The sequence below is a fragment of the Streptomyces camelliae genome (genome assembly GCF_027625935.1).
Lineage (GTDB): Bacteria > Actinomycetota > Actinomycetes > Streptomycetales > Streptomycetaceae > Streptomyces > Streptomyces camelliae.
This window is the reverse complement of the sequence record NZ_CP115300.1, coordinates 4,055,425-4,079,854: the sequence shown is the minus strand read 5'-3', so window position 1 is coordinate 4,079,854 and position 24,430 is coordinate 4,055,425. Positions and strand designations below refer to the sequence as shown.

The following is a 24,430-nucleotide window of genomic DNA, read 5'->3' as shown; positions in this document are numbered from 1 at the left end:
ATCCGGTTTCCCTACTCTGGGTTACGTGCAGCGCCTCTATGACTTCCTCCGCCGCCACCCGATCTGGGTCGACACCTTCTGGGCCGTCGTCCTGTTCGGGTTGTCCGGCGTGAGCGTGGTCAATCTCAGCGGGACGCATGGGCACCACGGGACGATCGCCACAGGGATGGCCGTGTCCGTCGTCCTGTGCGTCGTCGTCGCGCTGCGCCGCCGCTACCCGGAGCCGATGCTGCTGCTCGCGTGCGCGACCGGGCTGGCCCAGCTGGCCCTGGACGTCGAGACGACCGTCGCGGACTTCGCGATGCTGGTGATCGCGTACACGGTCGCGGCGCTCGGCGCCCGCTGGGCCTCCCGGCTCGCGCTCTGTGTCAGCCTCGTCGCGGCGACCCTCGCGCAGATCCGCTGGCCGGCCGAGCACGCCGGCATCCTCGGGCAGGCCGCCATCACCGTCTTCCAGACAGTGCCCTTCGCGCTCGCCTGGGTGCTCGGTGACTCCATGCGCACCCGGCGTGCCTACTTCGCCCAGCTGGAGGAGCGCGCCGCCCGCCTGGAGAAGGAGCGCGAGGCGCAGGCGAAGGTCGCGGTCGCCGCCGAGCGCGCCCGTATCGCGCGCGAGCTGCACGACGTCGTCGCGCACAACGTGTCGGTGATGGTGGTGCAGGCCGACGGCGCCGCCTACGTCCTCGACGCCGCGCCCGACCAGGCGAAGAAGGCTCTGGAGACGATCTCCTCCACCGGCCGGCAGGCCCTCGCCGAGATGCGCCGCCTGCTGGGTGTGCTGCGCACCGGGGAGCACCAGGAGGGCGGTGAGTACGTCCCGCAGCCCGACGTCGAGCAGATCGACGAGCTGATCGAGCAGTGCCGCAGCTCGGGGCTCCCGGTCGACTTCAAGGTCGAGGGCACCCCGCGCCCGCTGCCCAGCGGCGTGGAGCTGACCGCGTACCGGATCGTGCAGGAGGCGCTCACCAACACGCGCAAGCACGGCGGGCCCAACGCGGGCGCGAGCGTGCGGCTGGTCTACTTCGACGACGGGCTCGGCCTGCTGGTCGAGGACGACGGCAAGGGCGCCCCCCATGAGCTGTACGAGGAGGGCGGCGCCGACGGCCAGGGGCACGGGCTGATCGGCATGCGCGAGCGGGTCGGCATGGTCGGCGGCACCCTGGACGCGGGCCCGCGCCCGGGCGGAGGATTCCGCATCAGCGCCCTGCTCCCGCTCAAACCGGCGCACTGACACCTTCACGCGCCCCCGATTGACACCTGTAAGCCATGCCCGTCCCCGACGAAAGAGGCCCGATGACGATCCGCGTGATGCTCGTCGACGACCAGGTGCTGCTGCGCACCGGGTTCCGGATGGTGCTCGCCGCCCAGCCGGACATGGAGGTCGTCGCGGAGGCGGGCGACGGTGTCGAGGCCCTGCAGGTGCTGCGCACGACTCCGGTCGACGTCGTCCTGATGGACGTCCGCATGCCGAAGCTGGACGGGGTCGAGGCCACCCGGCGGATCTGCGCTGAGCCGGACGCGCCGAAGGTGCTGATCCTGACCACGTTCGACCTGGACGAGTACGCCTTCTCCGGGCTGAAGGCGGGCGCCTCCGGGTTCATGCTCAAGGACGTGCCGCCCGGCGAGCTGCTGGCCGCGATCCGGTCCGTGCACAGTGGTGACGCCGTTGTGGCGCCCTCCACCACCCGGCGGCTGCTGGACCGCTTCGCGCCGATGCTGCCCTCCACCGGCAAGGAGCCGCAGCACAAGGAGCTGGAGCGGCTCACCGACCGGGAGCGGGAGGTGATGGTGCTCGTCGCACAGGGCCTGTCCAACGGGGAGATCGCGGCCCGGCTGGTGCTGAGCGAGGCCACGGTGAAGACCCATGTGGGCCGCATCCTGACCAAACTCGGCCTGCGAGACCGGGTGCAGGTGGTGGTGCTGGCGTACGAGACGGGGCTGGTCCGCGCCGGCGGCCACAGCTGAGACGCGGCCGTACCGGGCCCCGTCGAAACGGCCGTACAGGTCTGCCGGACTCAGGCCGTGTGGGTACGGCGATCCGGCGGGGGCGGGCCGTGTGGGTACGGCGATCCGGCGGGGGCGGGCCGTGTGGGTACGGCGGATCCTGTGGACGCGGGCCCTGCAGATCCGGCCGGTGCGGGCCGACGGGGGCTGACGCGGGCCATGCGCGCCCGGCGCCCATCGGCCGGGATGCGCGCCCGGCGCCCTTCGGCCTCCGTCGAGGCGGCGAGTCCGACCCACTGCCCCGTCGGTCTGCATGCCCGGCGCTCGTCGGTCTCCACCGAGCCGGCATGCCTGGCGCCCACCGGCCTCCGTCGAGGCGGCAGGTCCGACCCCGCCCCGGTGCCCGGCCCCGCCGGAGCGCACGCCTGATGCCGACCGGCCCCCGCCGAGTCGGCACGTCCGGCGCCCGTCGGTCCCGCCGGACGGCGTCAGCGCAGGACGCCCTCGATGAAGTCGCTGCCCAGACGAGCCACCGCGGAGAGGTCCAGCTGGTGCTGGACGTACCGGCCGTGGCGGCAGTCGGTGATCAGGCCCGCCTTCTTCAGCACCGCGAGGTGGCGGGATATCTCGGGGGCCGACATGCCGTGGGCGTCGGCCAGTTCGCCCGTGGTGTGCGGAGCGCGCGCGAGGTGCCGGCACAGCCGCAGCCGCACCGGGTGGGCCAGCGCCTCCAGGCGGCGCGTGAGCTGCTCGACGGACGGGGCCTGCGGGCGGGTGCCGCTCGCGGGGTAGGTGATCGAGGGCTGCCAGCCGAACCGGTGCAGGACCAGGACGTGCGGCCAGCCGAGGCTGGTCGGCACCAGGACCAGGCCGCCGTCGCCGGTGGCGGTGCGGCCGACCGCGAGCTTGTCGACCGTGACGAGCGTGGCCTCCTCGTCCAGCGAGATGGCCTCGGAGAGGGAGGCGAGGGCCACGCCGAGGCCCTTGCGGCGCAGCAGTTCGGTCTTGTGCCGGGCGTCGGCGGCGAGCTGGGGCTGGATGCGGGCCCAGGTGTCGGCGAAGAAGGCCTCGTCGCAGTCGAGCATCAGTTGCCGGAACCAGGCACGGACGACCGGCGGGTCGTTCAGCAGGCGGCGCGCGAACTGCTCCTGTACGGCCCCGCGCGCGGCGGCCAGTTCCAGGGAGCGGCGGCGCAGCTCCGGGTCGTCCAGCAGGGACGGCTCCTGGACGTCGTAGCGCAGCTGGCAGGTGAACTCCAGCGCGACATTCACGAACTGTTCGTCCGTCAACTTGTCCAGCAGATCGAGCTCTTCGGCGAGGGTGGCGCCGGGCAGCGTGCGCCGGCCGGGGATGCCGGCGAAGGGGGCGAAGACGTCCGAGAACGTCGTACGCCACAGGAAGTCGGCCTCGCACAGGCGGTCGGCCAGCCGGGGGTCCAGCCGGGACGAGACGGCGGTCACCCAGCCCTGGAGGTCGGGGTGGTGACCGGGCTCGCTGAGCGCGTGCAGCGCCATCCCCAGCTCGGCCAGCGGCGAGGGCACGACCGAGACCCGCTCGGGCGGCAGTCCGGTGATGTCGATCGTCACGCTCATGCGTCCATCGTGCACCGGCCCACTGACAGTGCCCCCGTGGATTGACGGCAGCCGTCAATCCACGGGACTTCGGCACCGGGCTCGACCAGGCTGAAGGCACCGGGGCAGCCGCGGAGCCCGATCAGCCACAGATCAGTCACGTCCCGAAAAGGCGATCCGCCATGAGCATCACCCAGCAGTACCTCCTCGACAGCCACCGTGCGCGCGTGCTCGGCGAACCCGAGCCACCCGCGCCCGGCCGACACGACCTGACGGTGGCGCGCGAACTGCGCGAGTACCGGCGCTTCAGCGCGGTCATCGCCGAGCGCCCGGCACGCGGGCGCGTGCGGTACGCCCTGCGCCGCTGGCTGCGCCCGCGAGCCTTGTAGTCAGGCCTTGTCCGGCAGGTGGTCCGTGAAGTCCCGTACGGCCGCGCGGACGTCGTCCGCCGTCCACTCCAGTCCCCTGGCACGGACGGTGACCTCCGTGACCGCAAGGCCGGGCCCCCGGCCGTCCCAGGGGTTCGCGAAGAGCATCACCGAGGTCTCCTCGCCTTGGCGGACGGCTGCCTCGGCGACCACCTCGGGCGCGTACGGCAGCCAGACCTGGAACTCGTAGGTGTGCGGCACCCCGGGGTGGACGCGGGCCCACGGCAGCCCGGCTTCGGCGAACCCCTCGCGCAGTGCGGCGGCGACCACGCGCGCGTGCCGCACGTATTCGGGCAGCCGGGGCAGTTCCCGCTCCAGGCCGACGAGCGCGGACAGCGCGGTCGGGAACTGCTGGAAGACCGTCCCGCCGTACCGGTGCCGCCAGGTCTTCGCCTCCTCGATCAGGCTCCTGGGACCGGCGAGCGCCGCGCCGCCGAAGCCGGCGAGGGATTTGTAGAACGACACGTAGACGCTGTCGGCCAGGCCCGCGATCTCCTCCAGCGGGCGCCCGAAGTGCTCCGTGCACTCCCACAGGCGCGCGCCGTCGAAGTGCACCACCGCGTCGCGCTCCCGCGCGGCCTCGACGACCTCGGTCAGCTCCTCCCAGGTGGGCAGCACGAAACCGGCGTCCCGCAGGGGCAGCTCCAGCATCAGCGCCCCGAAGGGCTCGGCGAGGTCGCGTATCTCGGCGGCCGTGGGCTGCCGTGGCTCGTCCGTCACGCGGACCGGGCGCAGGCCGCTGACCTGGCTGAAGGCATGCCGTTCGTGCACCTCGGGGTGGGACAGGGCGTGCAGGGCCACGGCCGGGTCGCCGGTGCGGGCCGCCCAGCAGCGCAGGGCCACCTGCTGGGCCATCGTGCCGGTCGGGAAGAACGCGGCGGCCTCCGTGCCGAGCAGCCCCGCGACCCGCTCCTCTAGGGCGGCCACGATCCGGTTGCCGTAGATGTCCGACTGCTCGTCCAGGTCGTACACCTCGGGTGCCGCCGCCATGAGATCCGTCAGGCGTTCGCGGAGGGTGCCGCCCCAGCCCGCGCGGGACAGCGTGCGCCGCGCCTGCCGCTGGGCCGCCATGCGGCGGTCCCGCAGCCGCTCCTGGGGGGAGCGTTCGTCGTCCTGCTGCCTGTCAGGTCCGTTGTCCTGCTCAGCCGTGTCCGTCATGCCGGGGATCATGCCGCGCCGCACGCGCGCGATGCACCGGGGTTTCCGCCCGGTGGCCCGGTCCGCGGGCGTGGCGTAACCCACAGCCTGTGGACGACCGGCCGCCTCCGAACCCGATAGCGTTAACATGACGAGAAATCGTCCGGTACATCGTCCGGTACCCAGAGCGGACTGGAACGGGAAGGCCGCCGTCGCGTGAGTACAGTCCACCAGCCAGATCTCAAGGACCGCCCCGCGCGGCTCACCGTCGGCGTCGTCGGCGCCGGCCGCGTGGGCCCCGCGCTGGCCGCGTCCCTCCAGCTCGCCGGGCACCGCCCGGTGGCCGTCTCCGGTGTCTCCGACGCCTCCCGCAGGCGCGCCGAGACCATGCTCCCGGACGTGCCGCTGGTACCGCCCGCCGAGGTGCTCCAGCGCGCCGACCTGGTGCTGCTCACCGTCCCCGACGACGCCCTGCCCGGCCTGGTCGCCGGCCTCGCCGAGACCGGTGCCGTACGGCCCGGCCAGCTGCTCGTGCACACCTCCGGCCGGTACGGCGCCCAAGTCCTCGCCCCCGCCACGCGCGCGGGCGCGCTGCCGCTGGCGCTGCACCCGGCGATGACGTTCACCGGCACCCCGGTGGACGTCCAGCGCCTCGCCGGCTGTTCCTTCGGCGTCACCGCGCCCGAGGAGCTGCGGCTGGCCGCCGAGGCCCTGGTCATCGAGATGGGCGGCGAACCGGAGTGGATCAGCGAGGAGAACCGCCCGCTCTACCACGCGGCCCTCGCGCTCGGCGCCAACCACCTGGTGACCCTCGTCGCCCAGTCCATGGAGCTGCTGCGCACGGCCGGCGTCGAGGCGCCCGACCGGATGCTCGGCCCGCTGCTCGGCGCCGCCCTGGACAACGCGCTGCGCTCCGGCGACCTGGCGCTCACCGGGCCCGTCGCGCGCGGGGACGTCGGCACGGTCGCCGCGCACGTCACGGAGCTGCGCAAGCACGCCCCGCAGACCGTCGCGGGCTATCTCGCGATGGCCCGTGCCACCGCCGACCGGGCCCTCGCCCACGGCCTGCTGAAGCCGGAACTCGCCGAGGACCTGCTCGGCGTGCTGGCCGACGGATCCAACGGCACCAACGGCACCAACGGCACCAAGGGGGACGCCCGATGACCACCGTCCTGCTGAGCACCGCCGACGAACTGCACGCGCGCGTGCGCCGCGGCCGCCGCGCCGTCGTCATGACCATGGGCGCCCTGCACGAGGGCCACGCCACCCTGATCCGCACCGCGCGCGACCTGGCCGGACCGGACGGCGAGGTCGTCGTCACCGTCTTCGTCAACCCGCTGCAGTTCGGCGCGGGCGAGGACCTCGACCGCTACCCGCGCACCCTTGAGGCCGACCTGAAGATCGCCGAGCAGTCCGGCGCGGACGCCGTCTTCGCACCCTCCGTGGACGAGGTCTACCCGGGCGGCGAACCCCAGGTGCGCATCACCGCCGGCCCCATGGGCGAACGCCTGGAGGGCGCCTCGCGGCCCGGCCACTTCGACGGCATGCTCACCGTCGTCGCCAAGCTGCTGCACCTCACCCGCCCCGACGCGGCCCTGTTCGGGCAGAAGGACGCCCAGCAGCTGGCCCTGATCCGGCGCATGGTGCGGGACCTGAACTTCGGCGTCGAGATCGTCGCCGTACCGACCGTGCGCGAGGCGGACGGGCTCGCCCTGTCCAGCCGCAACCGCTACCTCTCGCCCGCGGAGCGCGGCACGGCGCTCGCGCTGTCCCGGGCGCTGTTCGCGGGCCGTGACCGGCACGCCGCACAGGAGGCGCTGCGCGCGCGTGCCCGTGAAGTGCCCTCCACGCACGCGCGTGCGGAGGCGCTGAGCGCCATAGGGGAGTCCCGCGCGGCGGCCGACGCACACGCGGTCGCCACCGCGGTGCCCGGCTCTCCGGCCGCGGTCCGAGCGGCGGCCCGCCAGGTGCTGGACGAGGCCGCCCGCCTCGTCCCGCCGCTCCGGCTGGACTACCTCGCCCTGGTCGACCCCGCCGACTTCACCGAGATCGGCGACGACTTCACCGGCGAGGCCGTCCTCGCCGTCGCCGCCCGGGTCGGCACGACCCGGCTGATCGACAACCTTCCGCTCACCTTCGGAACCCTCGGAGCCGCCTCGTGACCAGCACAGGCACCAGCACAGGCATACGACTGCACGCACCCGCCCCCGGGTGGGCCATCTCGGCGGACGTGGTCGTCGTCGGCTCCGGCGTGGCCGGTCTGACCGCGGCCCTGCGCTGCGAGGCCGCCGGGCTCACCACGGTCGTCGTCACCAAGGCCCGCCTGGACGACGGCTCCACGCGCTGGGCGCAGGGCGGCATCGCGGCCGCCCTCGGCGAGGGCGACACCCCCGAACAGCACCTCGACGACACCCTGGTGGCCGGCGCGGGCCTGTGCGACGAGGAGGCCGTACGGATCCTCGTCACCGAGGGCCCCGACGCGGTACGGCGGCTGATCTCCACCGGCGCGCACTTCGACACCGACGGTGAGGGCGACATCCACCTCACCCGCGAGGGCGGCCACCACCGGCGCCGGATCGCGCACGCGGGCGGCGACGCCACCGGCGCGGAGGTGTCCCGGGCGCTCGTGGAGGCCGTAGACGCGCGTGGGCTGCGCACGATCGAGAACGCGCTGGTGCTGGACCTGCTGACCGACGCCGAGGGCCGCACGGCCGGTGTCACGCTGCACGTGATGGGCGAGGGCCAGCACGACGGCGTGGGCGCCGTGCACGCCCCCGCGGTGGTCCTCGCGACCGGCGGCATGGGCCAGGTGTTCTCCGCGACCACCAACCCGTCCGTGTCGACCGGCGACGGTGTGGCGCTGGCGCTGCGCGCGGGCGCCGAGGTCAGCGACCTGGAGTTCGTGCAGTTCCACCCGACCGTGCTGTTCCTCGGCCCGGAGGCGGAGGGGCAGCAGCCGCTCGTCTCCGAGGCGGTCCGTGGCGAGGGCGCCCACCTGGTCGACGCCGACGGCGTGCGCTTCATGGTGGGCCAGCACGAGCTGGCCGAGCTGGCGCCCCGGGACATCGTCGCCAAGGGCATCCTGCGGCGGATGCTGGAACAGGGCGCCGAGCACATGTACCTCGACGCCCGGCACTTCGGCGCCGACATGTGGGAGCACCGTTTCCCGACCATCCTGGCCGCCTGCCGCGCCAACGGCATCGACCCGCTCACCGAGCCCATCCCGATCGCCCCGGCCGCCCACTACGCCTCCGGGGGCGTGCGCACGGACGCGCTGGGGCGTACGACGGTGCCGGGCCTGTACGCGTGCGGCGAGGTCGCCTGCACCGGCGTGCACGGCGCGAACCGGCTCGCCTCCAACTCCCTGCTCGAAGGCCTCGTCTACGCCGAGCGCATCGCCGCCGACATCGCCGCGGCCCGCGCGGAGAACGGCCTCCACGCGCGCGTGCCCGCACCGGTCCCGTACCCGGAGACTCCCGCCCACCCGCTGCTCGCCCCCGAGACCCGCTTCGCCATCCAGCGGATCATGACCGAGGGCGCCGGCGTGCTGCGCTCCGAGGAGTCCCTCGCCCGGGCCGCCGAACAGCTCCAGAAGCTGCACACGGACGCCCGTGACGCCCTGGAGGAGCACGGCAAGACCGCCGAGCCCGGCGTCGACACCTGGGAGGCCACCAACCTCCTGTGCGTCGCCCGCGTCCTGGTCGCCGCCGCCCGGCTGCGCGAGGAGACCCGCGGCTGCCACTGGCGCGAGGACCGCGCCGAGCGCGACGACACCGACTGGCGGCGGCACATCGTCGTACGGCTGAACCCCGACCGGTCGCTGGCCGTGCACACGACCGACACCGCAGACTTCCCCCCTACCCGGTAACACCCAGCGCCTCAGGAGCAGTGACAGACGTGAGCACCGACGACCTTCCCCTCGCCTCCGCCGGCGGCTGCGGCGACGACTGTGCCTGCGGCGGCGCCGAGGGCGACGAGGAGTACCTGGAGTGCGGGCTCGACCCCGCGCTCGCCGAGCTGCTGGCCGCCGCCGGGCTCGACCCGATCGAGGTCGAGGACATCGCCAACGTGGCCATCCAGGAGGACCTGGACGGCGGCGTGGACGTGACGACCGTCGCGACCATCCCCGAGGAGGCGGTGGCCACCGGCGACTTCACCGCGCGTGAGGCGGGCGTCGTGGCGGGCCTGAGGGTCGCCGAGGCCGTCCTGTCCGTGGTCTGCACGGACGAGTTCGAGGTCGAGCGGCACGTCGAGGACGGCGACCGGGTCGAGGCCGGGCAGAAGCTGCTGTCGGTCACCACGCGCACGCGTGACCTGCTCACCGCCGAGCGCAGCGCGCTGAACCTCATGTGCCGCCTGTCCGGCATCGCGACCGCCACGCGCGCGTGGGCGGACGCGCTGGAGGGCACCAAGACGCGCGTGCGCGACACCCGCAAGACCACGCCGGGCCTGCGCTCGCTGGAGAAGTTCGCGGTCCGCTGCGGCGGAGGCGTCAACCACCGCATGTCGCTGTCCGACGCGGCCCTGGTCAAGGACAACCACGTGGTCGCCGCAGGTGGCGTCGCGCAGGCCTTCAAGGCCGTACGGGAGACCTTCCCGGAGGTGCCGATCGAGGTCGAGGTCGACACCCTGCACCAGCTGCGCGACGTGGTCGAGGCGGGGGCCGACCTGATCCTGCTGGACAACTTCACGCCCGGCGAGTGCGCGGAGGCCGTCGGCATCGTCGGCGGCCGGGCGCTGCTGGAGGCCTCCGGCCGGCTGACGCTCGGCAACGCGCGCGTGTACGCCGACACCGGCGTGGACTTCCTGGCGGTCGGCGCGCTCACCCACTCCTCGCCGATCCTGGACATCGGCCTGGACCTGCGCGAGGCGGAGTAACGGCGATGCTGCTCACGATCGACGTCGGCAACACGCACACCGTCCTCGGCCTGTTCGACGGCGAGGACATCGTCGAGCACTGGCGCATCTCCACGGACGCGCGCCGCACGGCGGACGAGCTGGCGGTGCTGCTCCAGGGCCTGATGGGCATGCACCCGCTGCTCGGCGACGAGCTGGGCGACGGCATCGACGGCATCGCGATCTGCGCGACCGTCCCGTCGGTGCTGCACGAGCTGCGCGAGGTCACCCGCAGGTACTACGGCGATGTGCCCGCGGTGCTGGTCGAGCCGGGCGTGAAGACGGGCGTGCCGATCCTCACCGACAACCCCAAGGAGGTCGGCGCGGACCGGATCATCAACGCGGTCGCGGCCGTGGAGCTGTACGGCGGCCCGGCGATCGTCGTCGACTTCGGTACGGCGACCACGTTCGACGCGGTCTCCGCGCGCGGGGAGTACGTCGGCGGGGTCATCGCGCCCGGTATCGAGATCTCCGTGGAGGCGCTCGGCGTCAAGGGCGCGCAGCTGCGGAAGATCGAGGTGGCCCGGCCGCGCCACGTGATCGGCAAGAACACCGTCGAGGCCATGCAGGCGGGCATCGTGTTCGGCTTCGCGGGGCAGGTCGACGGTGTGGTCGAGCGGATGGCGCGGGAGCTGGCCGACGACCCGGACGATGTGCGGGTGATCGCCACGGGCGGGCTCGCGCCGATGGTGCTGGGGGAGTCCTCGGCGATCGACGAGCATCAGCCGTGGCTGACCCTGATCGGGCTGCGCCTGGTGTACGAGCGGAACGTGTCGCGTCTGTGAGGTGACCGGGCACGCGCGTGCGTGCCGTGCGTGGCCCCGGTCGGGGGAAACCCAGGAGCGACACGCGACGACACAGCAGTCCGATCCGTCACTTTTGTCCGATTAGCGGTAGCGTCGCCGCATGCCCACGCCATACGGATCCCGCGGCGGCATGGCGTTCGGCGTGGAGGAGCTGCGTGTGCTCCGCCGCGCCCTCGCCCTCGCCCTTCACCCAGGTCCCGCCTCCGCCGGGGACGTCCAGGACTGCTTCCGGCTCGCCGAGTCGCTCGACGAGGCGATGTGCGAGGGGGCGAGACTGCGCGCGTTCCTGGTGGCGGACCTCGGGCGGTACCGGGCCGCGCTGCCGGGTACCGCCGCCGGTTATCTCACCCTCCTGGAGGAGGCGCTGGGTGCCGGGCACCGGCCGACCGCGGACGACCTCGCCGCACTGCGGGCGCTGCGCGGCAGTCCCGCGGCGGCCGCGCTGCTGGACCGCTGCCAGGCGCTGGCCGAGCAGGACGTACGGGCCCGGTTCGCACAGGGCGCCCGGACCGTGCCCGCGCCCGCCGTACCCCCCTCACGGACGCGCCTGCTGGCCCTTCCCGGCGGCGCGGGCGGGCCTGAGGCGGGAGAGTCCGAGGAGCCGGCGAAACCGCCGCAGAAGCCCGCGCAGAAGCCTGGACCGGCCCCCGCGGAGCCGCCGGCGCCCGAGCCGGCGAGTCCGAAGCGGCCCATCCCGACGCCGGGGGAGGTCTTTCCGCGCCGCAAGCCGGCGCCTCCGGCGGAGGGCACCGACTCCCGCCAACTCGCCGCCGGCTGACCTCGTTCCCCCCCACCCGCCCCCGTGCGGCTTTCGTCGCCGGGTGCGGGTGGCCCTCGCGGGGCGCCTGTCACCGCCGGCGGCCTCCGGCCCGGTGGGCGCTTCCGCGCCGGCGGCTTCCGGCCCGGTGGGCGCTTCCGCGCCGACGCTATGCCCCACCGCCAACCCTGCACCCACCGCCGCTGCTCCCCACCGCGCCGCTGCTGCCCCATCGCCCTCGCACCGGTGGGCCCCGATCCCGCTCCCGGGCGCATCCGTGCAGGTCGGGCCCGAGCTCGGGCGGTTCGCGCACCCCGCCCCTTTCGCCCGGTACCGGCTGGCTACCCTGGAGTCATGGACTATGTCTCCGCGCTCGTGCCCCCGGTCGTGATGGCCGTGTTCTTCATCGGTGTGGTCAGGGTGATCGTGAAGACCCAGGGCGGGGCCGCCAAGGCCAAGGAGGACGCGGCCGTCGACGCCGCCCTCGCGCGCGCGGAGGGTGCACGGCAGGCCTCCGCCGGCGGCGACGCCTGAGCCAGGCCTTCGGCTTCCCCGGCGTACGACTTCCGCATCCCGGTGCGGCTTCGAGTCGTACGCCCTTTTTGTTCCGATTCACAGGGTTAGTGCACGTCCGGCACGCCATTGTCGCGATCTCCCACTATTGTTCTGAGTTGTGCCTCGCCCATTGGGAGAACTCGAAGACGCGGTCATGACGCGGGTGTGGAAGTGGAACCGCCCGGTGACCGTTCGAGAAGTCCTGGAAGACCTCCAACAGGAACGCTCGATCGCGTACACCACCGTGATGACCGTTTTGGACAATCTCCATCAGAAGGGCTGGGTGCGCCGCGAGGCGGAAGGCCGGGCCTATCGATATGAGGCCGTCTCGACGCGAGCCGCGTACGCCGCCGCCCTGATGAACGACGCATGGTCGCAGAGCGACAACCCGGCCGCCGCTCTCGTCGCCTTCTTCGGGATGATGAGCGAGGAACAGCGCCAGGCCCTCCGGGACGCCGTACGCATCGTCCAGGGCCCGGAAACCCTGGAACCCCCCGAAGCCGCCGAACCGCGGCAAGGAGAGAACCCCGACTCGGCAGAGGGCACGGTCGGGCGATAGCGTCCGCTCATGTCAGCAGAGCACCCCGAAGCCTCCGCAAAAGCCATCACGGTCCGCCGGGCGCGGACCAGCGATGTCCCGGCCGTACGCCACCTCCTCGACGCCTACGTGCGTGACCGCATCCTGCTCGACAAAGCCACCGTCACGCTTTACGAGGACATCCAGGAGTTCTGGGTCGCGGAACGCGACGACAACGCCGAGGTGGTCGGCTGCGGTGCGCTGCACGTCATGTGGGAGGACCTCGCGGAAGTCCGCACTCTCGCGGTGAACCCCGGCCTCAAGGGCTCCGGCGTCGGCCATCAGTTGCTGGAGAAGTTGCTCCAGACCGCGCGCTGGCTCGGTGTTCGCCGGGTTTTCTGCCTGACCTTCGAAGTCGACTTCTTCGGGAAGCACGGCTTCGTCGAGATCGGAGAGACGCCCGTCGACACCGATGTCTACGCGGAGCTGTTGCGTTCCTATGACGAGGGCGTCGCCGAGTTCCTCGGTCTCGAACGAGTGAAACCGAACACCTTGGGCAACAGCCGGATGCTTCTGCATCTGTGATCGTCATTGCTCGGGTGCCCTATGTCCGAAACGCGCATGTTTCCGGGCGGATCCGGTCCACCACCCCTCTACCGCTCCTCTCCCAGGGGTTTGTGTTTTTCCGGCAAAAGCGGTTTGCTTTCCGACGTACTGCAGTACTGCATATAACAGGGGCGGCGAAACGGCGGACGCCGCACACCCCTGCTCCTCAACGTTATCGATGAAAGGAAATCCGGTGGCACAGAAGGTTCAGGTCCTTCTTGTCGACGACCTCGACGGCGGCGAGGCGGACGAGACGGTGACGTTCGCGCTGGACGGCAAGACGTACGAGATCGATCTCACGACCACCAATGCGGACAAGCTGCGTGGTCTTCTGGAGCCGTATGTGAAGGGCGGCCGTCGCACCGGAGGCCGTGCCTCTGGTGGGCGTGGAAAGGCCCGTGCCGCTTCCGGTGGCAACCAGGACACCGCGGCGATCCGCGCCTGGGCCAAGGAGAACGGTTACGAGGTCAACGACCGCGGTCGTGTTCCCGCGTCCATTCGCGAGGCTTACGAGAAGGCCAACGGCTGATCCCGCCGCAGGGCGGCCTGCGGCCCGGCGCACGCGCGCCGCAGCCGGGCGCGGTGACACTCCAGGGCCACCGTGTCCACCAGTCGCACGAGATCGGGGGCGCTCCCCTCGCGCCCCATGGCCGGCAGCGCCGGCAGCGAGGCCTCGACCTCGCGGCCCGGCCCGGGGGGTCGCAGCCACACAGCGGCCCCCCGTACGGAACCGGCCTCCCGCGCCCCCGGTAGGGGCGGCACCGGCGCCTCCAGCGCGTCGCCCGCGCCCAGGGCCCGCAGATCGAGCGAAACGGCGCCCCACTCCAGCCAGTCCAGCAGCCCCGGCAGCTCCTCCGCGCTGCCCGCGGCCACCAGCAGCTCCATCCGGTCGCCCCGAAGGGCCACCGGAGAGCCCGGCGCGAGATGCCGGAGCGCCCCCGCGCCCGCCTCGGCCGGCACGTCCAGGACGTCGAACCGCACTCCCGTGAGCAGCCGGAGCGGCCGTCCGGGCACGATCGCCCACCCCAGATCGTTCTCGTACCAACGGCGGGCCCGTGCGTCCGGGCCCGCCGGCGGAGCACAGGGCTCCGCTTCCGGTGGTTCCGACGGATCGAGCGGCCTACGGGGAAGGGGGACGGCATGGACGGCGGGGACACCCGGTGCGACGGGAGCGCCGGCATCCGGTTTGACGGAAGCATGGGCATCCAGTGCGGCCGGAGCGTGCGTCGTGGAGCCCGCGGGTTCCGTGGGCGGCATGGGTTTCATGGGATTCCCGGGACTCGTGCGAGTCGAGTGGTTCTCGGGGGCCTGGCCGGCCATGCCCGGTGCAACCGCGGAAGCGACCCGGAAGTTACGCTGAGTGCCCTGCCGAGTGCGCATGGTGTCGAAAACGGGGGCGCGTGGGGGACCGGGGAGGCGCGAGGTTGTTCGCCCATAGCGGAGGGAACGGGGGCGCGCGGCATGGAGTGTCAGTGCCCGCGGGTAAGACATGCCTAGTGGGAGGGGGCGACACGCAGGACGGGCCGTCTCACGTTCGCCATCGGCGTACTGGCGATGGGGGTAACTGCCTGGCCTGCGGGAACATCGTCTCGCACCATCAGGTTGGAGCAGATGTCGGCGTTCGGGGTCAGGAGGCCAAGGACGGTGTCGGCAGTTGGAATGAGCGGTCCCCGCTTGCGGGACTAAGCTGCGGAAGGACAGGGAGGGGAAGTTCCCCCCACTGCCTGACCGCTCTGAGGAGCGATTAACGATGTTCGAGAGGTTCACCGACCGCGCGCGGCGGGTTGTCGTCCTGGCTCAGGAAGAAGCCCGGATGCTCAACCACAACTACATCGGCACCGAGCACATCCTCCTGGGTCTCATCCACGAGGGCGAAGGTGTCGCCGCTAAGGCCCTGGAGAGCCTCGGCATTTCGCTTGAGGCGGTCCGCCAGCAGGTGGAGGAGATCATCGGTCAGGGCCAGCAGGCCCCGTCCGGGCACATCCCCTTCACCCCCCGTGCCAAGAAGGTCCTGGAGCTGTCGCTCCGCGAGGCTCTTCAGCTGGGCCACAACTACATCGGCACGGAGCACATCCTGCTCGGCCTGATCCGTGAGGGCGAGGGCGTCGCCGCCCAGGTCCTGGTCAAGCTGGGCGCAGACCTCAACCGGGTGCGGCAGCAGGTCATCCAGCTGCTCTCCGGTTACCAGGGCAAGGAGACCGCCGCCGCCGGCGGCCCGGCCGAGGGCACCCCCTCGACCTCTCTCGTCCTGGACCAGTTCGGCCGGAACCTCACCCAGGCCGCTCGTGAGTCCAAGCTCGACCCGGTCATCGGGCGCGAGAAGGAGATCGAGCGGGTCATGCAGGTGCTGTCCCGCCGTACGAAGAACAACCCGGTCCTGATCGGTGAGCCCGGTGTCGGCAAGACCGCCGTCGTCGAGGGCCTCGCCCAGGCCATCGTCAAGGGCGAGGTGCCCGAGACGCTCAAGGACAAGCACCTCTACACGCTGGACCTCGGCGCCCTGGTCGCCGGCTCCCGCTACCGCGGTGACTTCGAGGAGCGCCTGAAGAAGGTGCTCAAGGAGATCCGCACCCGCGGCGACATCATCCTGTTCATCGACGAGCTGCACACGCTGGTCGGTGCGGGTGCCGCCGAGGGCGCCATCGACGCCGCGAGCATCCTCAAGCCGATGCTGGCCCGTGGTGAGCTGCAGACCATCGGTGCGACCACCCTGGACGAGTACCGCAAGCACCTGGAGAAGGACGCGGCCCTGGAGCGCCGCTTCCAGCCCATCCAGGTCGCCGAGCCGTCCCTGCCGCACACGATCGAGATCCTCAAGGGTCTGCGCGACCGCTACGAGGCCCACCACCGCGTCTCCATCACGGACGAGGCCCTGGTCCAGGCCGCCACCCTGGCCGACCGGTACATCTCGGACCGCTTCCTGCCGGACAAGGCGATCGACCTGATCGACGAGGCGGGCTCCCGGATGCGCATCCGCCGGATGACCGCTCCGCCGGACCTGCGCGAGTTCGACGAGAAGATCGCCGCCGTCCGCCGGGACAAGGAGTCCGCGATCGACTCGCAGGACTTCGAGAAGGCCGCCTCCCTGCGTGACAAGGAGAAGCAGCTCCTGGCCGCCAAGGCCAAGCGGGAGAAGGAGTGGAAGGCCGGCGACATGGACGTCGTCGCCGAGGTCGACGGCGAGCTGATCGCCGAGGTCCTCGCCACGGCCACCGGCATCCCGGTCTTCAAGCTGACCGAGGAGGAGTCCAGCCGCCTGCTCCGCATGGAGGAGGAGCTGCACAAGCGGGTCATCGGCCAGAACGACGCCGTCAAGGCGCTGTCGAAGGCGATCCGCCGTACGCGCGCGGGCCTGAAGGACCCGAAGCGTCCGGGTGGTTCGTTCATCTTCGCCGGCCCCTCCGGTGTCGGTAAGACCGAGCTGTCCAAGGCGCTCGCCGAGTTCCTCTTCGGTGACGAGGACGCGCTGATCTCCCTCGACATGTCGGAGTTCAGCGAGAAGCACACGGTGTCGCGTCTCTTCGGTTCGCCCCCCGGTTACGTGGGCTACGAAGAGGGCGGCCAGCTGACCGAGAAGGTGCGCCGCAAGCCGTTCTCCGTCGTCCTCTTCGACGAGGTCGAGAAGGCCCACCCGGACATCTTCAACTCGCTGCTGCAGATCCTGGAGGACGGTCGCCTGACCGACTCCCAGGGCCGGGTCGTGGACTTCAAGAACACGGTCATCATCATGACGACCAACCTCGGCACCCGGGACATCTCCAAGGGCTTCAACCTGGGCTTCGCCGCCACGGGTGACACGAAGTCCAACTACGAGCGCATGAAGAACAAGGTCTCGGACGAGCTCAAGCAGCACTTCCGGCCCGAGTTCCTCAACCGCGTCGACGACGTGGTCGTCTTCCCGCAGCTGACGCAGGAGGACATCCTGCGGATCGTCGACCTGATGATCGGCAAGGTGGACGAGCGCCTGAAGGACCGGGACATGGGCATCGAGCTCTCCCAGTCCGCCAAGGAGCTGCTGTCCAAGAAGGGTTACGACCCGGTGCTGGGTGCGCGTCCGCTGCGTCGCACGATCCAGCGCGAGATCGAGGACTCGCTCTCGGAGAAGATCCTCTTCGGCGAGCTGCGTCCCGGTCACATCGTGGTCGTGGACACCGAGGGCGAGGGCGAGTCCCAGACCTTCACCTTCCGCGGTGAGGAGAAGTCGGCGCTGCCCGACGTCCCGCCGATCGAGCAGGCGGCCGGCGGTGCCGGGCCGAACCTGAGCAAGGAGGCGTAAGCCTCCGGCGGATTGGCCGAGTTGAAAGGGGCCGGTGCCTTTGGGCGCCGGCCCCTTTTCGGGTGTCAGGACAACTGACCGTTGTAGTCGGGCAGTTTGAAGGTCTTGTCGGCGTGGCCGCCGGAGAGGTCGGTGGCGCTGTTGCCGATGTTCGCGATGATGTCGTAGCCCTTGTTCTCGATGTCGACGCGCTGGGCCGTCTTGTAGGCGGCGACGTCCTTGAAGAGGTCGAACAGGCCGCGGACGTACAGGCCGGAGACGGTGTAGCCGTCGTGTTCGAGGTTGTACTCGGTCGGCAGGTAGATGATGCCGGGGCGGGCCGTGACGAAGAACAGCGAGACGCCGTGCTCCTGGGCGTACTGGGCGACGTTCAGGACGGGCTTGTTGGCCGGCTGGGGGTAGCTGAAGCCGAAGTCGGTCTCCAGCGCGGTGTTGTCGATGTCGAAGACGATCGCCTGCTTCTCGCCCGGCCGAGCGGCGGCGATGCGCTCCTTCAGGTACGGCAGGGCCTGGTCCATCACCGCCTGGCAGTCCTTCTGCCAGGTCGCGTAGTCCACCTTCGTGGTGGCGGCGGTGACGGTGGTGACGGTGGTCTCGCTCGCGGTCGCGGCCTGGGCCGGGGCGGCCAGGGCGGTGAGCGCGGTGAGCGCGGTCACGGTGGCGGCGGTGGCGGCGATGCGGCCAGCCCAGGGGCCTGTGGTCATCGGTGGGGGTTCCTCTCGCGCAGGGCCTGAATGTCAGGTGCATGATCTGTGGCGAGGGTGGCGCGAGAGGAACCGTAGGGTTACCGGATGGTAGGCGCCTAGAGGTGTGCGTCACATTTCCGTGATCGTCGGCTCAGGGTTCAGGCGTGGGGCCATGTCATCGTGATCAAACACGGCAGCGGCAGCCACTCGCAGTGCGCGCACCTGCCCGTACGACCCCGAACTACGGCTCCGCCGTCGATCCGGTCGCCATTCTGCGCGGTAAGGGCGTCACCTTCTGGACCCCCTGGGCTAGTCCTTCCGGCGGGCGCGCTCGTGTGCCTGTGTGATCAGGTCGAGGGCGACTTCGAGAGCGGCCGCGCGCCTCTTCTCGGGGTCGCCCTCCAGGTCTTGCATCACGAACATCCCGGCGTGCATCGTGAACATCGCGCTGACCGAGCGCACCTGGTCGACCAGATCGGCGTCCGGGTCGATGAGGATGTCCCGCATGCCCCGCATCCGGTCCTTGAAGGTGTCGCCGATGCGCAGTTCCCGTACCGTCGCCTGGTTCTCCTGCATGAAGCGGAACAGCGGCTCCGCGCCGGCGAGGGCCGCGCTGTAGCGCCGTACGATCTCCTGCTTCGTCTCCAGTGTCTGCGGCTGCTGCCGGCCCCACTCGATCAGGTCCTCCAGCGGCTTCGTCAGATCCTCGAAGAGGCTGACGATGATCTCTTCCTTCGTCTTGAAGTGGTAGTACAGGGCTGCCTTCGTGACGTCGAGACGCTCGGCGATCTCGCGCAGTGAGGTCTTCTCGTAGCCCTGCTCCGCGAAGAGTTCGAGCGCCACGTCCTGGATGCGCTGGCGGGTGTTGCCGCGGCGCTGCTGCTTGGTGCCGTCCATGGTGACGCCCATCCTCGTACTCCTCCTGCGCTCACGGAAACTTACTTGACGCCCGGCTAGTAGCAGGTCTACCTTCCCAGTGTAGGCAACTAGCCGGGCGGCAAGTAAGTAGAAGTCGCAGAGGAATGGAAAGAGAGATGGCGGACACAGTCGAGAGCGCCGACGAGCTGAAACAACCTAAAAACGTACGGACCGTCATATTCGCGCTGATGATCGCGATGATGCTCGCGATGCTGGACAACATGATCGTGGGTACGGCGATGCCCACGATCGTGGGCGAACTGGGCGGCCTGGAGCACCTGTCCTGGGTGGTCACCGGCTACACCCTGGCGACCGCGGCCTCGACCCCGGTCTGGGGCAAGCTCGGTGACATGTACGGCCGCAAGGGCGCCTTTCTCAGCTCGATCGTGCTGTTCCTGGTCGGCTCCGCGCTGAGCGGCATGGCCCAGAACATGGGGCAGCTCATCGGTTTCCGGGCCGTTCAGGGGCTCGGCGCCGGCGGTCTGATGGTCGGTGTCATGGCGATCATCGGCGACCTCGTGCCGCCGCGGGAGCGGGGCAAGTACCAGGGCATGATGGCCGGCGTCATGGCGCTGGCGATGATCGGCGGCCCGCTGGTCGGCGGCACCATCACCGACAACTGGGGCTGGCGCTGGGCCTTCTACATCAACCTGCCGCTCGGCGCCGTCGCCCTCGCGCTGGTCAGCGCCGTGCTGCACCTGCCGAAGAAGCGGGCCAAGGCGGGCATCGACTACCTCGGTGTCGTCCTGCTGACCGTCGGCATCACCTCGATCGTGCTGGTCACCACCTGGGGCGGCAGCGAGTACGCCTGGACCTCCGCGCGGATCATGGAGCTGATCGGCATCGGTGTGGCCGCGCTGGTCGGGTTCGTGTTCTGGCAGACCAAGGCCGCCGAGCCGGTGGTGCCGCTGCACATCTTCAAGAGCCGCAACTTCACCCTGATGTCCTTCATCGGCTTCATCACCGGCTTCGTGATGTTCGGCGCGACCCTCTACCTGCCGCTGTACCAGCAGTCGGTGCAGGGCGCCTCCGCCACCAACTCCGGTCTGCTGCTCCTGCCGATGCTCGGCGCGATGCTGGTGACCTCGATGGTCGCGGGCCGGGTCACCACCAACAGCGGCCGCTACAAGGTCTTCCCGATCGCCGGCGGCGCCCTGATGGTCGTCGGCCTGTACCTGCTGTCCACCATGGACACCGGTACGACCCGGCTGACCTCCGGCATCTACATGGCCGTCCTCGGCCTGGGCATGGGCTGCCTGATGCAGATCACCATGCTGGTCGCGCAGAACAGCGTGGAGATGAAGGACATGGGCGTCGCGTCCTCGTCCACCACCCTGTTCCGTACGCTCGGCTCCTCCTTCGGTGTCGCCGTCATGGGCGCGCTGTTCAACGACCGCGTCAAGCACGTCATGGCGGAGCGGGCCGGCGCGGCCGGTAAGCACATGACCGAGAAGAGCGCGGCGCTGGACGCGAAGAGCCTGAAGAAGCTGCCGCCGCTGATCCGCGAGGCCTACCAGCACGCGGTGTCCGCCGGTACGCACTCGGCGTTCCTGCTGGGCGCGGTGATCGCGGTGCTGGTGCTGGCCGCGGCCCTGTTCGTGAAGGAGGTCCCGCTGCGGGGCGCCGGTGCCGGGCCTTCGCCGGAGAGTGAGGATGCCGCTCCGATGGTGATGGCCGAGGCCGTGTGACCTCACCCTGACTGAAGACCCCCGGTCGGTGTCCGCCCCGGGGGTCTTCCTTTTGCCCTGCCCGCCCGGGATCGAGCGGGCCGGGGAGATGCTGCGCCCCGCGGGGCTCAGCGGCCCGTCGCCAGGGTCGCTCCGCCCGTCGCCTCCAGGACCACGCCCGTCAGGAAGCCGTTGGTGGCGAGCAGGTGGACGGCGCGGGCGATGTCCTCGGGGCGGCCGACGCGGCCCACGGGAGTGATCGCGGCGAAGCCGTCGAAGAGGGACTGGCGCTGCTCCGCGGGCACGGCGTCCCACCAGGGCGTGTCGACGACGCCCGGCGAGACCGCGTTGATCCGGAGCGGGGCCAGCTCCACGGCGAGCGGCGGGACGAGGGATTCCAGGGCGCCGTTGATCGCGGCGAGGCCCGCGGTGCCGGGCAGGGCGGCGCGGGCGGAGGCGGCGGTCACCAGCGTCACCGAGCCGTCGCGGCGCAGTGCGGGCAGTGCGGCCTGCAGTGCCTGGACGTGCGGCCAGAACTTGCCGTCGAAACCGGCCGCCAGCTCGGTCAGGTCCAGCTCGGCGAAGGGGCCGCCGCCCTTGCTGCCGCTGAGCGCGAGGACCAGGTGGTCGACGGGGCCGCTGTCGGCGAAGAAGGTGTCCAGCGCGGCACGGTCCGTCGCGTCCAGCCGGCAGGCCGAGACCTTGCCGCCGATGCGGTCCGCCGCGGCGTCGAGGCGGTCCTGGCCGCGGCCGGTGACGATCACCTCCGCGCCGTCCGCCGCGAAGGCCGCGGCCGCCGCCTCCCCGATGCCCGAGCTGCCGCCCATGACGACGACTCGCTGTCCGGCGAGGGCGGGGGCGGGGATGCTGTCCGGAGTGCTCATGGGTGGCTCTCTCCCGAGGTTCACCGGGTTCCGGCCCTTTGCCGAGAACACCGGTCTCGTTAAAGAGTTACCGAGACCGGTAGTCTCGTCAAGCCTTTTTCGGGGAGGATGAGCCCGTGCACGACAGCAACGAACCCCGCCCGCACACCGGACGGCGCCGTAACGAGGCCGCGCGGCGGGCGATCCTCGATGCCGCGCTGGAGCTGCTCGCCGACGCCGACGGCGCCCCGGTGAGCGTGGAGACCATCGCGCGCGCGGCCGGGGTCGGCAAGCAGACCCTCTACCGCTGGTGGCCGTCGAAGGGTGCCGTCCTGTTGGACGCACTGACCGACCGCGCCGCCCAGGAGGTGCCCGCACCGGACACCGGCAGCCTGCGCGAGGACCTGCGCGCGCTGGCCGTCGCCACGTTCGAGGCGTCCGGGCGTCCGCCATCCGGGCCGGCGCTGCGGACCCTGGTCCGGGAGGCTGCCCGGGACGCGCACCTGGCCGACCTGATGCGGACGTTCACGCAGGCACGGCGGGATGACGTACGGGCGGTGCTGGAACGGGGGCGTGAGCGGGGGGAACTGGCCGCCGACCGGGATCTCGATCTGCTGGTCGACCAGTTCTACGGGTTCTTCTGGTACCGATTTCTGCTGGGGCATGCGCCGTTGGACGCGCGGACGGCGGTGCGGTTCGCCGACGACCTGCTTCGCTGAGCGACGTCAGGCCGTGCCCGACGGCATCATCGGGTAACTCCCCGTCGCCGTCGGCGCGTGTTCCGGGAGCCACAGGACCGCCACCGCGCCCTCCGCGGGGAGGTCGGGTGGGGAGCCGGCGGGGCGGATGTTGCGGAACGTCAGGCGGGCGCCGAGGACGCGGGCCTGGCCGGCCGCGATCGTCAGGCCCAGGCCGTGGCCCTGGCCGGCGCGGTCCATGCTGCCCGTGCGGAAGCGGCTCGGACCCTCCGCGAGGAGTTCCTCGGGGAAGCCGGGGCCGTGGTCCCTTATGCGGATGACCCGGCCCTCGACGGTCACCTCGATCGGCGGGCGGCCGTGCCGGGCGGCGTTGGTGAGGAGGTTGAACAGGACCCGTTCCAGGCGGCGCGGGTCGGTGGTGACCTCCGACTCGTGCACCACCCGTACGGCGATGTCCGGGTCCTTGGCCGCGACCCGCCGGGCGACGAACTCGCCGAGCAGGATGTCCTGCAGCTCCGCCCGCTCCGACGCGCCGTCGAGGCGGGCCACCTCCAGGACGTCCTCGACCAGCGTGCGCATCGCCTTCGCCCGGTCCAGGACCAGTTCGGTCGGGCGGCCCGGCGGGAGCAGTTCGGCGGCCGTGAGCAGGCCCGTCACCGGGGTGCGCAGCTCGTGCGCGATGTCGGCGGTGACCCGGCGCTCGGCCTCCAGGCGCTGGCGCAGCGCGTCCGCCATGGCGTCCACCGCGCGCGCGAGATCGTCGGTCTCGTCCCGTACGACCCCGCCGATGGCCTCGCGCACCCGGACGTCGGTCTCGCCCTTGGCGACCTGGTTCGCGGCCGCGGCCGCCTTGCGCAGCCGGCGGGACAGCTGGCCGCCGATCAGCACGCCGAGCGCGCTGCCGCCCAGGACGACCGAGACCGAGCCGATGATCAGCGCCGAGTCGAGATCCTTCATCATGCCGACCGAACGGTCCGGCAGATGGCTGTGGTACGACAGCACATGCCCGTTCTTGACCGGCACGGCCGCCCAGATGTCCGACAGCCCGCCGTGGTCGGTGACGTCGCTGCCCATCCGGCCGTCCTCGACCTTCTCGCGCAGCGCCTGCGGGAGGTCGGGGTCGTCGACCTTGACGTTGGGGAAGTTCGGGCGGCGGTTCAGCTCGTAGTTGCGCTGGGCGATCTGGACGCGGTCGTTGGCCAGTTCGCGCGCGTTGTCCAGCATCGAGACGCGGGCCGCATTGTGCACGACCAGGCTCAGCACGATCGCCACGAGCCCGGCCACCAGCGCGATCGCCGCGCTCAGCTTCCATCTGAGCCCGGTGCGCAGGTTCGCCTGCTCCATGAGCAGCATCGGCCGCCGAAGGAACCCCGTCATGCGCGCTCCGCTCAGGCCTTCAGCTTGTAGCCGAAGCCGCGGACCGTCTCGATCCGGTCCTGGCCGATCTTCTGGCGCAGCCGCTGCACATGCACGTCGACGACCCGGGTGTCCCCGCCCCAGCCGTAGTCCCACACGCGCTCCAGCAGCTTGTCCCGGGAGAGCACGGTGCCCGGCGCGGAGGAGAACTCCAGCAGCAGCCGCATCTCGGTGGGCGTCAGTGCCACCGGCTGTCCGGCGCGGCGCACCTCCATGCCCTCGGTGTCGATCTCCAGGTCCCCGAAGGTGAGCACGCCGCCGGACACCTCGTCCGCGGGCTGCTCGGCGTGCGCACCGCCGCCCGCGTGCCCGAAGCGGCGCAGCACCGCCCGGATCCGGGCGACCAGGACGGCACCGTCGAACGGCTTGGTCACATAGTCGTCGGCGCCCGCCTCCAGGCCGAGGACGACGTCGATGGAGTCGGCGCGCGCGGACAGCATGATCACCGGCACGGTCGACTCGTCCCGGATACGCCGGCACAGGCTGACCCCGTCCAGCCCCGGGACCATGACGTCCAGCAGCGCGATGTCGGGGCGGTCGGCCCGGAACGCCTCCAGGCCGGACAGCCCGTCGGGCATGGCGGTGACCGCGAAGCCGTCCCGCTCCAGGGCGAGCTGGGTGGCCTCGCGGATGACGTCGTCGTCCTCGACGAACAGGACGTGGGTCTGGTCTGCCATCCCGGTGCTCTC

The 24,430-nt window shown here is 71.5% G+C and carries 24 protein-coding genes and 1 pseudogene; 17 read left to right on the top strand and 8 right to left on the bottom strand.

Going from position 1 to position 24,430, the window contains the following annotated elements:
- The first annotated feature begins 25 nt into the window (after window positions 1-25).
- Window positions 26-1,231, top strand: coding sequence for a sensor histidine kinase (locus O1G22_RS18555; protein WP_270082360.1), 1,206 nt, complete (start codon window positions 26-28; stop codon window positions 1,229-1,231).
- Window positions 1,232-1,293: 62 nt separating this feature from the next.
- Window positions 1,294-1,965: a response regulator transcription factor gene (locus O1G22_RS18550; RefSeq protein ID WP_225097206.1), complete on the top strand. Its 672-nt coding sequence runs from the start codon at window positions 1,294-1,296 to the stop codon at window positions 1,963-1,965.
- A gap of 467 nt (window positions 1,966-2,432) precedes the next feature.
- Here the strand turns inward: O1G22_RS18550 and O1G22_RS18545 are convergent, their stop codons facing one another.
- On the bottom strand, window positions 2,433-3,536 hold the full coding sequence (locus O1G22_RS18545) for a DUF5937 family protein (RefSeq protein ID WP_270082359.1): 1,104 nt from the start codon (window positions 3,534-3,536) through the stop codon (window positions 2,433-2,435).
- 161 nt (window positions 3,537-3,697) lie between these two features.
- On the opposite strand from O1G22_RS18545, the gene O1G22_RS18540 reads away from it, so the two are divergent.
- Window positions 3,698-3,904, top strand: coding sequence for a hypothetical protein (locus O1G22_RS18540; protein WP_225097204.1), 207 nt, complete (start codon window positions 3,698-3,700; stop codon window positions 3,902-3,904).
- Here O1G22_RS18540 and O1G22_RS18535 read toward each other — a convergent pair whose 3' ends face one another.
- Window positions 3,905-5,101 (bottom strand): threonine aldolase family protein, encoded by a 1,197-nt coding sequence (locus O1G22_RS18535; protein WP_270082358.1) that lies wholly within the window; start codon window positions 5,099-5,101, stop codon window positions 3,905-3,907.
- 195 nt (window positions 5,102-5,296) lie between these two features.
- Between O1G22_RS18535 and O1G22_RS18530 the strand changes: the two genes are divergently transcribed.
- From O1G22_RS18530 to O1G22_RS18485, 10 genes are all read left to right on the top strand, one after another.
- The gene (locus tag O1G22_RS18530; RefSeq protein ID WP_270082357.1) at window positions 5,297-6,244 is read left to right on the top strand and encodes a Rossmann-like and DUF2520 domain-containing protein; all 948 of its coding nucleotides are present in this window, start codon (window positions 5,297-5,299) and stop codon (window positions 6,242-6,244) included.
- Complete coding sequence (gene panC, locus O1G22_RS18525) at window positions 6,241-7,242, top strand: pantoate--beta-alanine ligase (protein ID WP_270082356.1); 1,002 nt, start codon at window positions 6,241-6,243, stop codon at window positions 7,240-7,242. The genes O1G22_RS18530 and panC overlap by 4 nt, the downstream gene beginning before the upstream one ends.
- Complete coding sequence (locus O1G22_RS18520) at window positions 7,239-8,948, top strand: L-aspartate oxidase (RefSeq protein ID WP_270082355.1); 1,710 nt, start codon at window positions 7,239-7,241, stop codon at window positions 8,946-8,948. Before panC ends, O1G22_RS18520 begins: the two co-directional genes overlap by 4 nt.
- A 29-nt stretch (window positions 8,949-8,977) precedes the next feature.
- Window positions 8,978-9,958: a carboxylating nicotinate-nucleotide diphosphorylase gene (nadC, locus tag O1G22_RS18515; RefSeq protein WP_270082354.1), complete on the top strand. Its 981-nt coding sequence runs from the start codon at window positions 8,978-8,980 to the stop codon at window positions 9,956-9,958.
- A 5-nt stretch (window positions 9,959-9,963) separates the two neighbouring features.
- Complete coding sequence (locus tag O1G22_RS18510) at window positions 9,964-10,761, top strand: type III pantothenate kinase (RefSeq protein ID WP_225097198.1); 798 nt, start codon at window positions 9,964-9,966, stop codon at window positions 10,759-10,761.
- Between the two features lie 151 nt (window positions 10,762-10,912).
- Window positions 10,913-11,560 (top strand): hypothetical protein, encoded by a 648-nt coding sequence (locus tag O1G22_RS18505; RefSeq protein WP_225097464.1) that lies wholly within the window; start codon window positions 10,913-10,915, stop codon window positions 11,558-11,560.
- 333 nt (window positions 11,561-11,893) lie between these two features.
- Entirely contained in the window at window positions 11,894-12,073 is a 180-nt protein-coding gene (locus O1G22_RS18500; protein WP_270082353.1) for a hypothetical protein, read from the top strand.
- A 175-nt stretch (window positions 12,074-12,248) separates the two neighbouring features.
- On the top strand, window positions 12,249-12,653 hold the full coding sequence (locus tag O1G22_RS18495; protein ID WP_374116090.1) for a BlaI/MecI/CopY family transcriptional regulator: 405 nt from the start codon (window positions 12,249-12,251) through the stop codon (window positions 12,651-12,653).
- 9 nt (window positions 12,654-12,662) lie between these two features.
- Window positions 12,663-13,196, top strand: a complete 534-nt coding sequence (locus tag O1G22_RS18490; protein ID WP_270082352.1) for an amino-acid N-acetyltransferase — start codon at window positions 12,663-12,665, stop codon at window positions 13,194-13,196.
- 214 nt (window positions 13,197-13,410) lie between these two features.
- Window positions 13,411-13,746 (top strand): histone-like nucleoid-structuring protein Lsr2, encoded by a 336-nt coding sequence (locus O1G22_RS18485; RefSeq protein WP_225097194.1) that lies wholly within the window; start codon window positions 13,411-13,413, stop codon window positions 13,744-13,746.
- Here the strand turns inward: O1G22_RS18485 and O1G22_RS18480 are convergent.
- Window positions 13,725-14,426, bottom strand: coding sequence for an SCO3374 family protein (locus O1G22_RS18480; protein ID WP_270086452.1), 702 nt, complete (start codon window positions 14,424-14,426; stop codon window positions 13,725-13,727). The two genes, O1G22_RS18485 and O1G22_RS18480, sit on opposite strands and share 22 nt — an antisense overlap.
- Before the next feature lie 541 nt (window positions 14,427-14,967).
- On the opposite strand from O1G22_RS18480, the gene O1G22_RS18475 reads away from it, so the two are divergent.
- Window positions 14,968-17,493, top strand: a complete 2,526-nt coding sequence (locus tag O1G22_RS18475) for an ATP-dependent Clp protease ATP-binding subunit (protein ID WP_225097193.1) — start codon at window positions 14,968-14,970, stop codon at window positions 17,491-17,493.
- Window positions 17,494-17,558: 65 nt separating this feature from the next.
- On the opposite strand, the gene O1G22_RS18470 is transcribed toward O1G22_RS18475, so the two are convergent.
- Window positions 17,559-18,197: an HAD family acid phosphatase gene (locus O1G22_RS18470; RefSeq protein WP_270082351.1), complete on the bottom strand. Its 639-nt coding sequence runs from the start codon at window positions 18,195-18,197 to the stop codon at window positions 17,559-17,561.
- A gap of 144 nt (window positions 18,198-18,341) precedes the next feature.
- Between O1G22_RS18470 and O1G22_RS18465 the strand changes: the two are divergent.
- Window positions 18,342-18,526, top strand: a pseudogene (locus tag O1G22_RS18465) (hypothetical protein); the annotation flags it as partial.
- On the opposite strand, the gene O1G22_RS18460 reads toward O1G22_RS18465, so the two are convergent.
- The gene (locus tag O1G22_RS18460; RefSeq protein ID WP_270082350.1) at window positions 18,489-19,088 is read right to left on the bottom strand and encodes a TetR/AcrR family transcriptional regulator; all 600 of its coding nucleotides are present in this window, start codon (window positions 19,086-19,088) and stop codon (window positions 18,489-18,491) included. The pseudogene O1G22_RS18465 and the gene O1G22_RS18460 overlap by 38 nt on opposite strands.
- A 125-nt stretch (window positions 19,089-19,213) precedes the next feature.
- Here O1G22_RS18460 and O1G22_RS18455 point away from each other — a divergent pair, with 125 nt between their 5' ends.
- A complete protein-coding gene (locus tag O1G22_RS18455) occupies window positions 19,214-20,785 on the top strand; it encodes an MDR family MFS transporter (RefSeq protein ID WP_270082349.1) in 1,572 nt (523 codons plus the stop codon).
- Window positions 20,786-20,892: 107 nt separating this feature from the next.
- Here O1G22_RS18455 and O1G22_RS18450 read toward each other — a convergent pair whose 3' ends face one another.
- Window positions 20,893-21,648: an SDR family oxidoreductase gene (locus O1G22_RS18450; RefSeq protein WP_270082348.1), complete on the bottom strand. Its 756-nt coding sequence runs from the start codon at window positions 21,646-21,648 to the stop codon at window positions 20,893-20,895.
- A gap of 116 nt (window positions 21,649-21,764) precedes the next feature.
- On the opposite strand from O1G22_RS18450, the gene O1G22_RS18445 reads away from it, so the two are divergent.
- Window positions 21,765-22,346, top strand: coding sequence for a TetR/AcrR family transcriptional regulator (locus O1G22_RS18445; protein WP_270082347.1), 582 nt, complete (start codon window positions 21,765-21,767; stop codon window positions 22,344-22,346).
- A gap of 6 nt (window positions 22,347-22,352) precedes the next feature.
- On the opposite strand, the gene cseC is transcribed toward O1G22_RS18445, so the two are convergent.
- Both cseC and cseB read right to left on the bottom strand, forming a co-directional pair.
- Window positions 22,353-23,702 carry a two-component system sensor histidine kinase CseC gene (gene cseC / locus O1G22_RS18440; RefSeq protein ID WP_270082346.1) on the bottom strand — a complete coding sequence of 450 codons (1,350 nt, stop codon included), beginning with the start codon at window positions 23,700-23,702 and terminating at the stop codon, window positions 22,353-22,355.
- An 11-nt stretch (window positions 23,703-23,713) separates the two neighbouring features.
- On the bottom strand, window positions 23,714-24,418 hold the full coding sequence (gene cseB / locus O1G22_RS18435) for a two-component system response regulator CseB (protein WP_225097186.1): 705 nt from the start codon (window positions 24,416-24,418) through the stop codon (window positions 23,714-23,716).
- Window positions 24,419-24,430 lie beyond the last annotated feature (12 nt).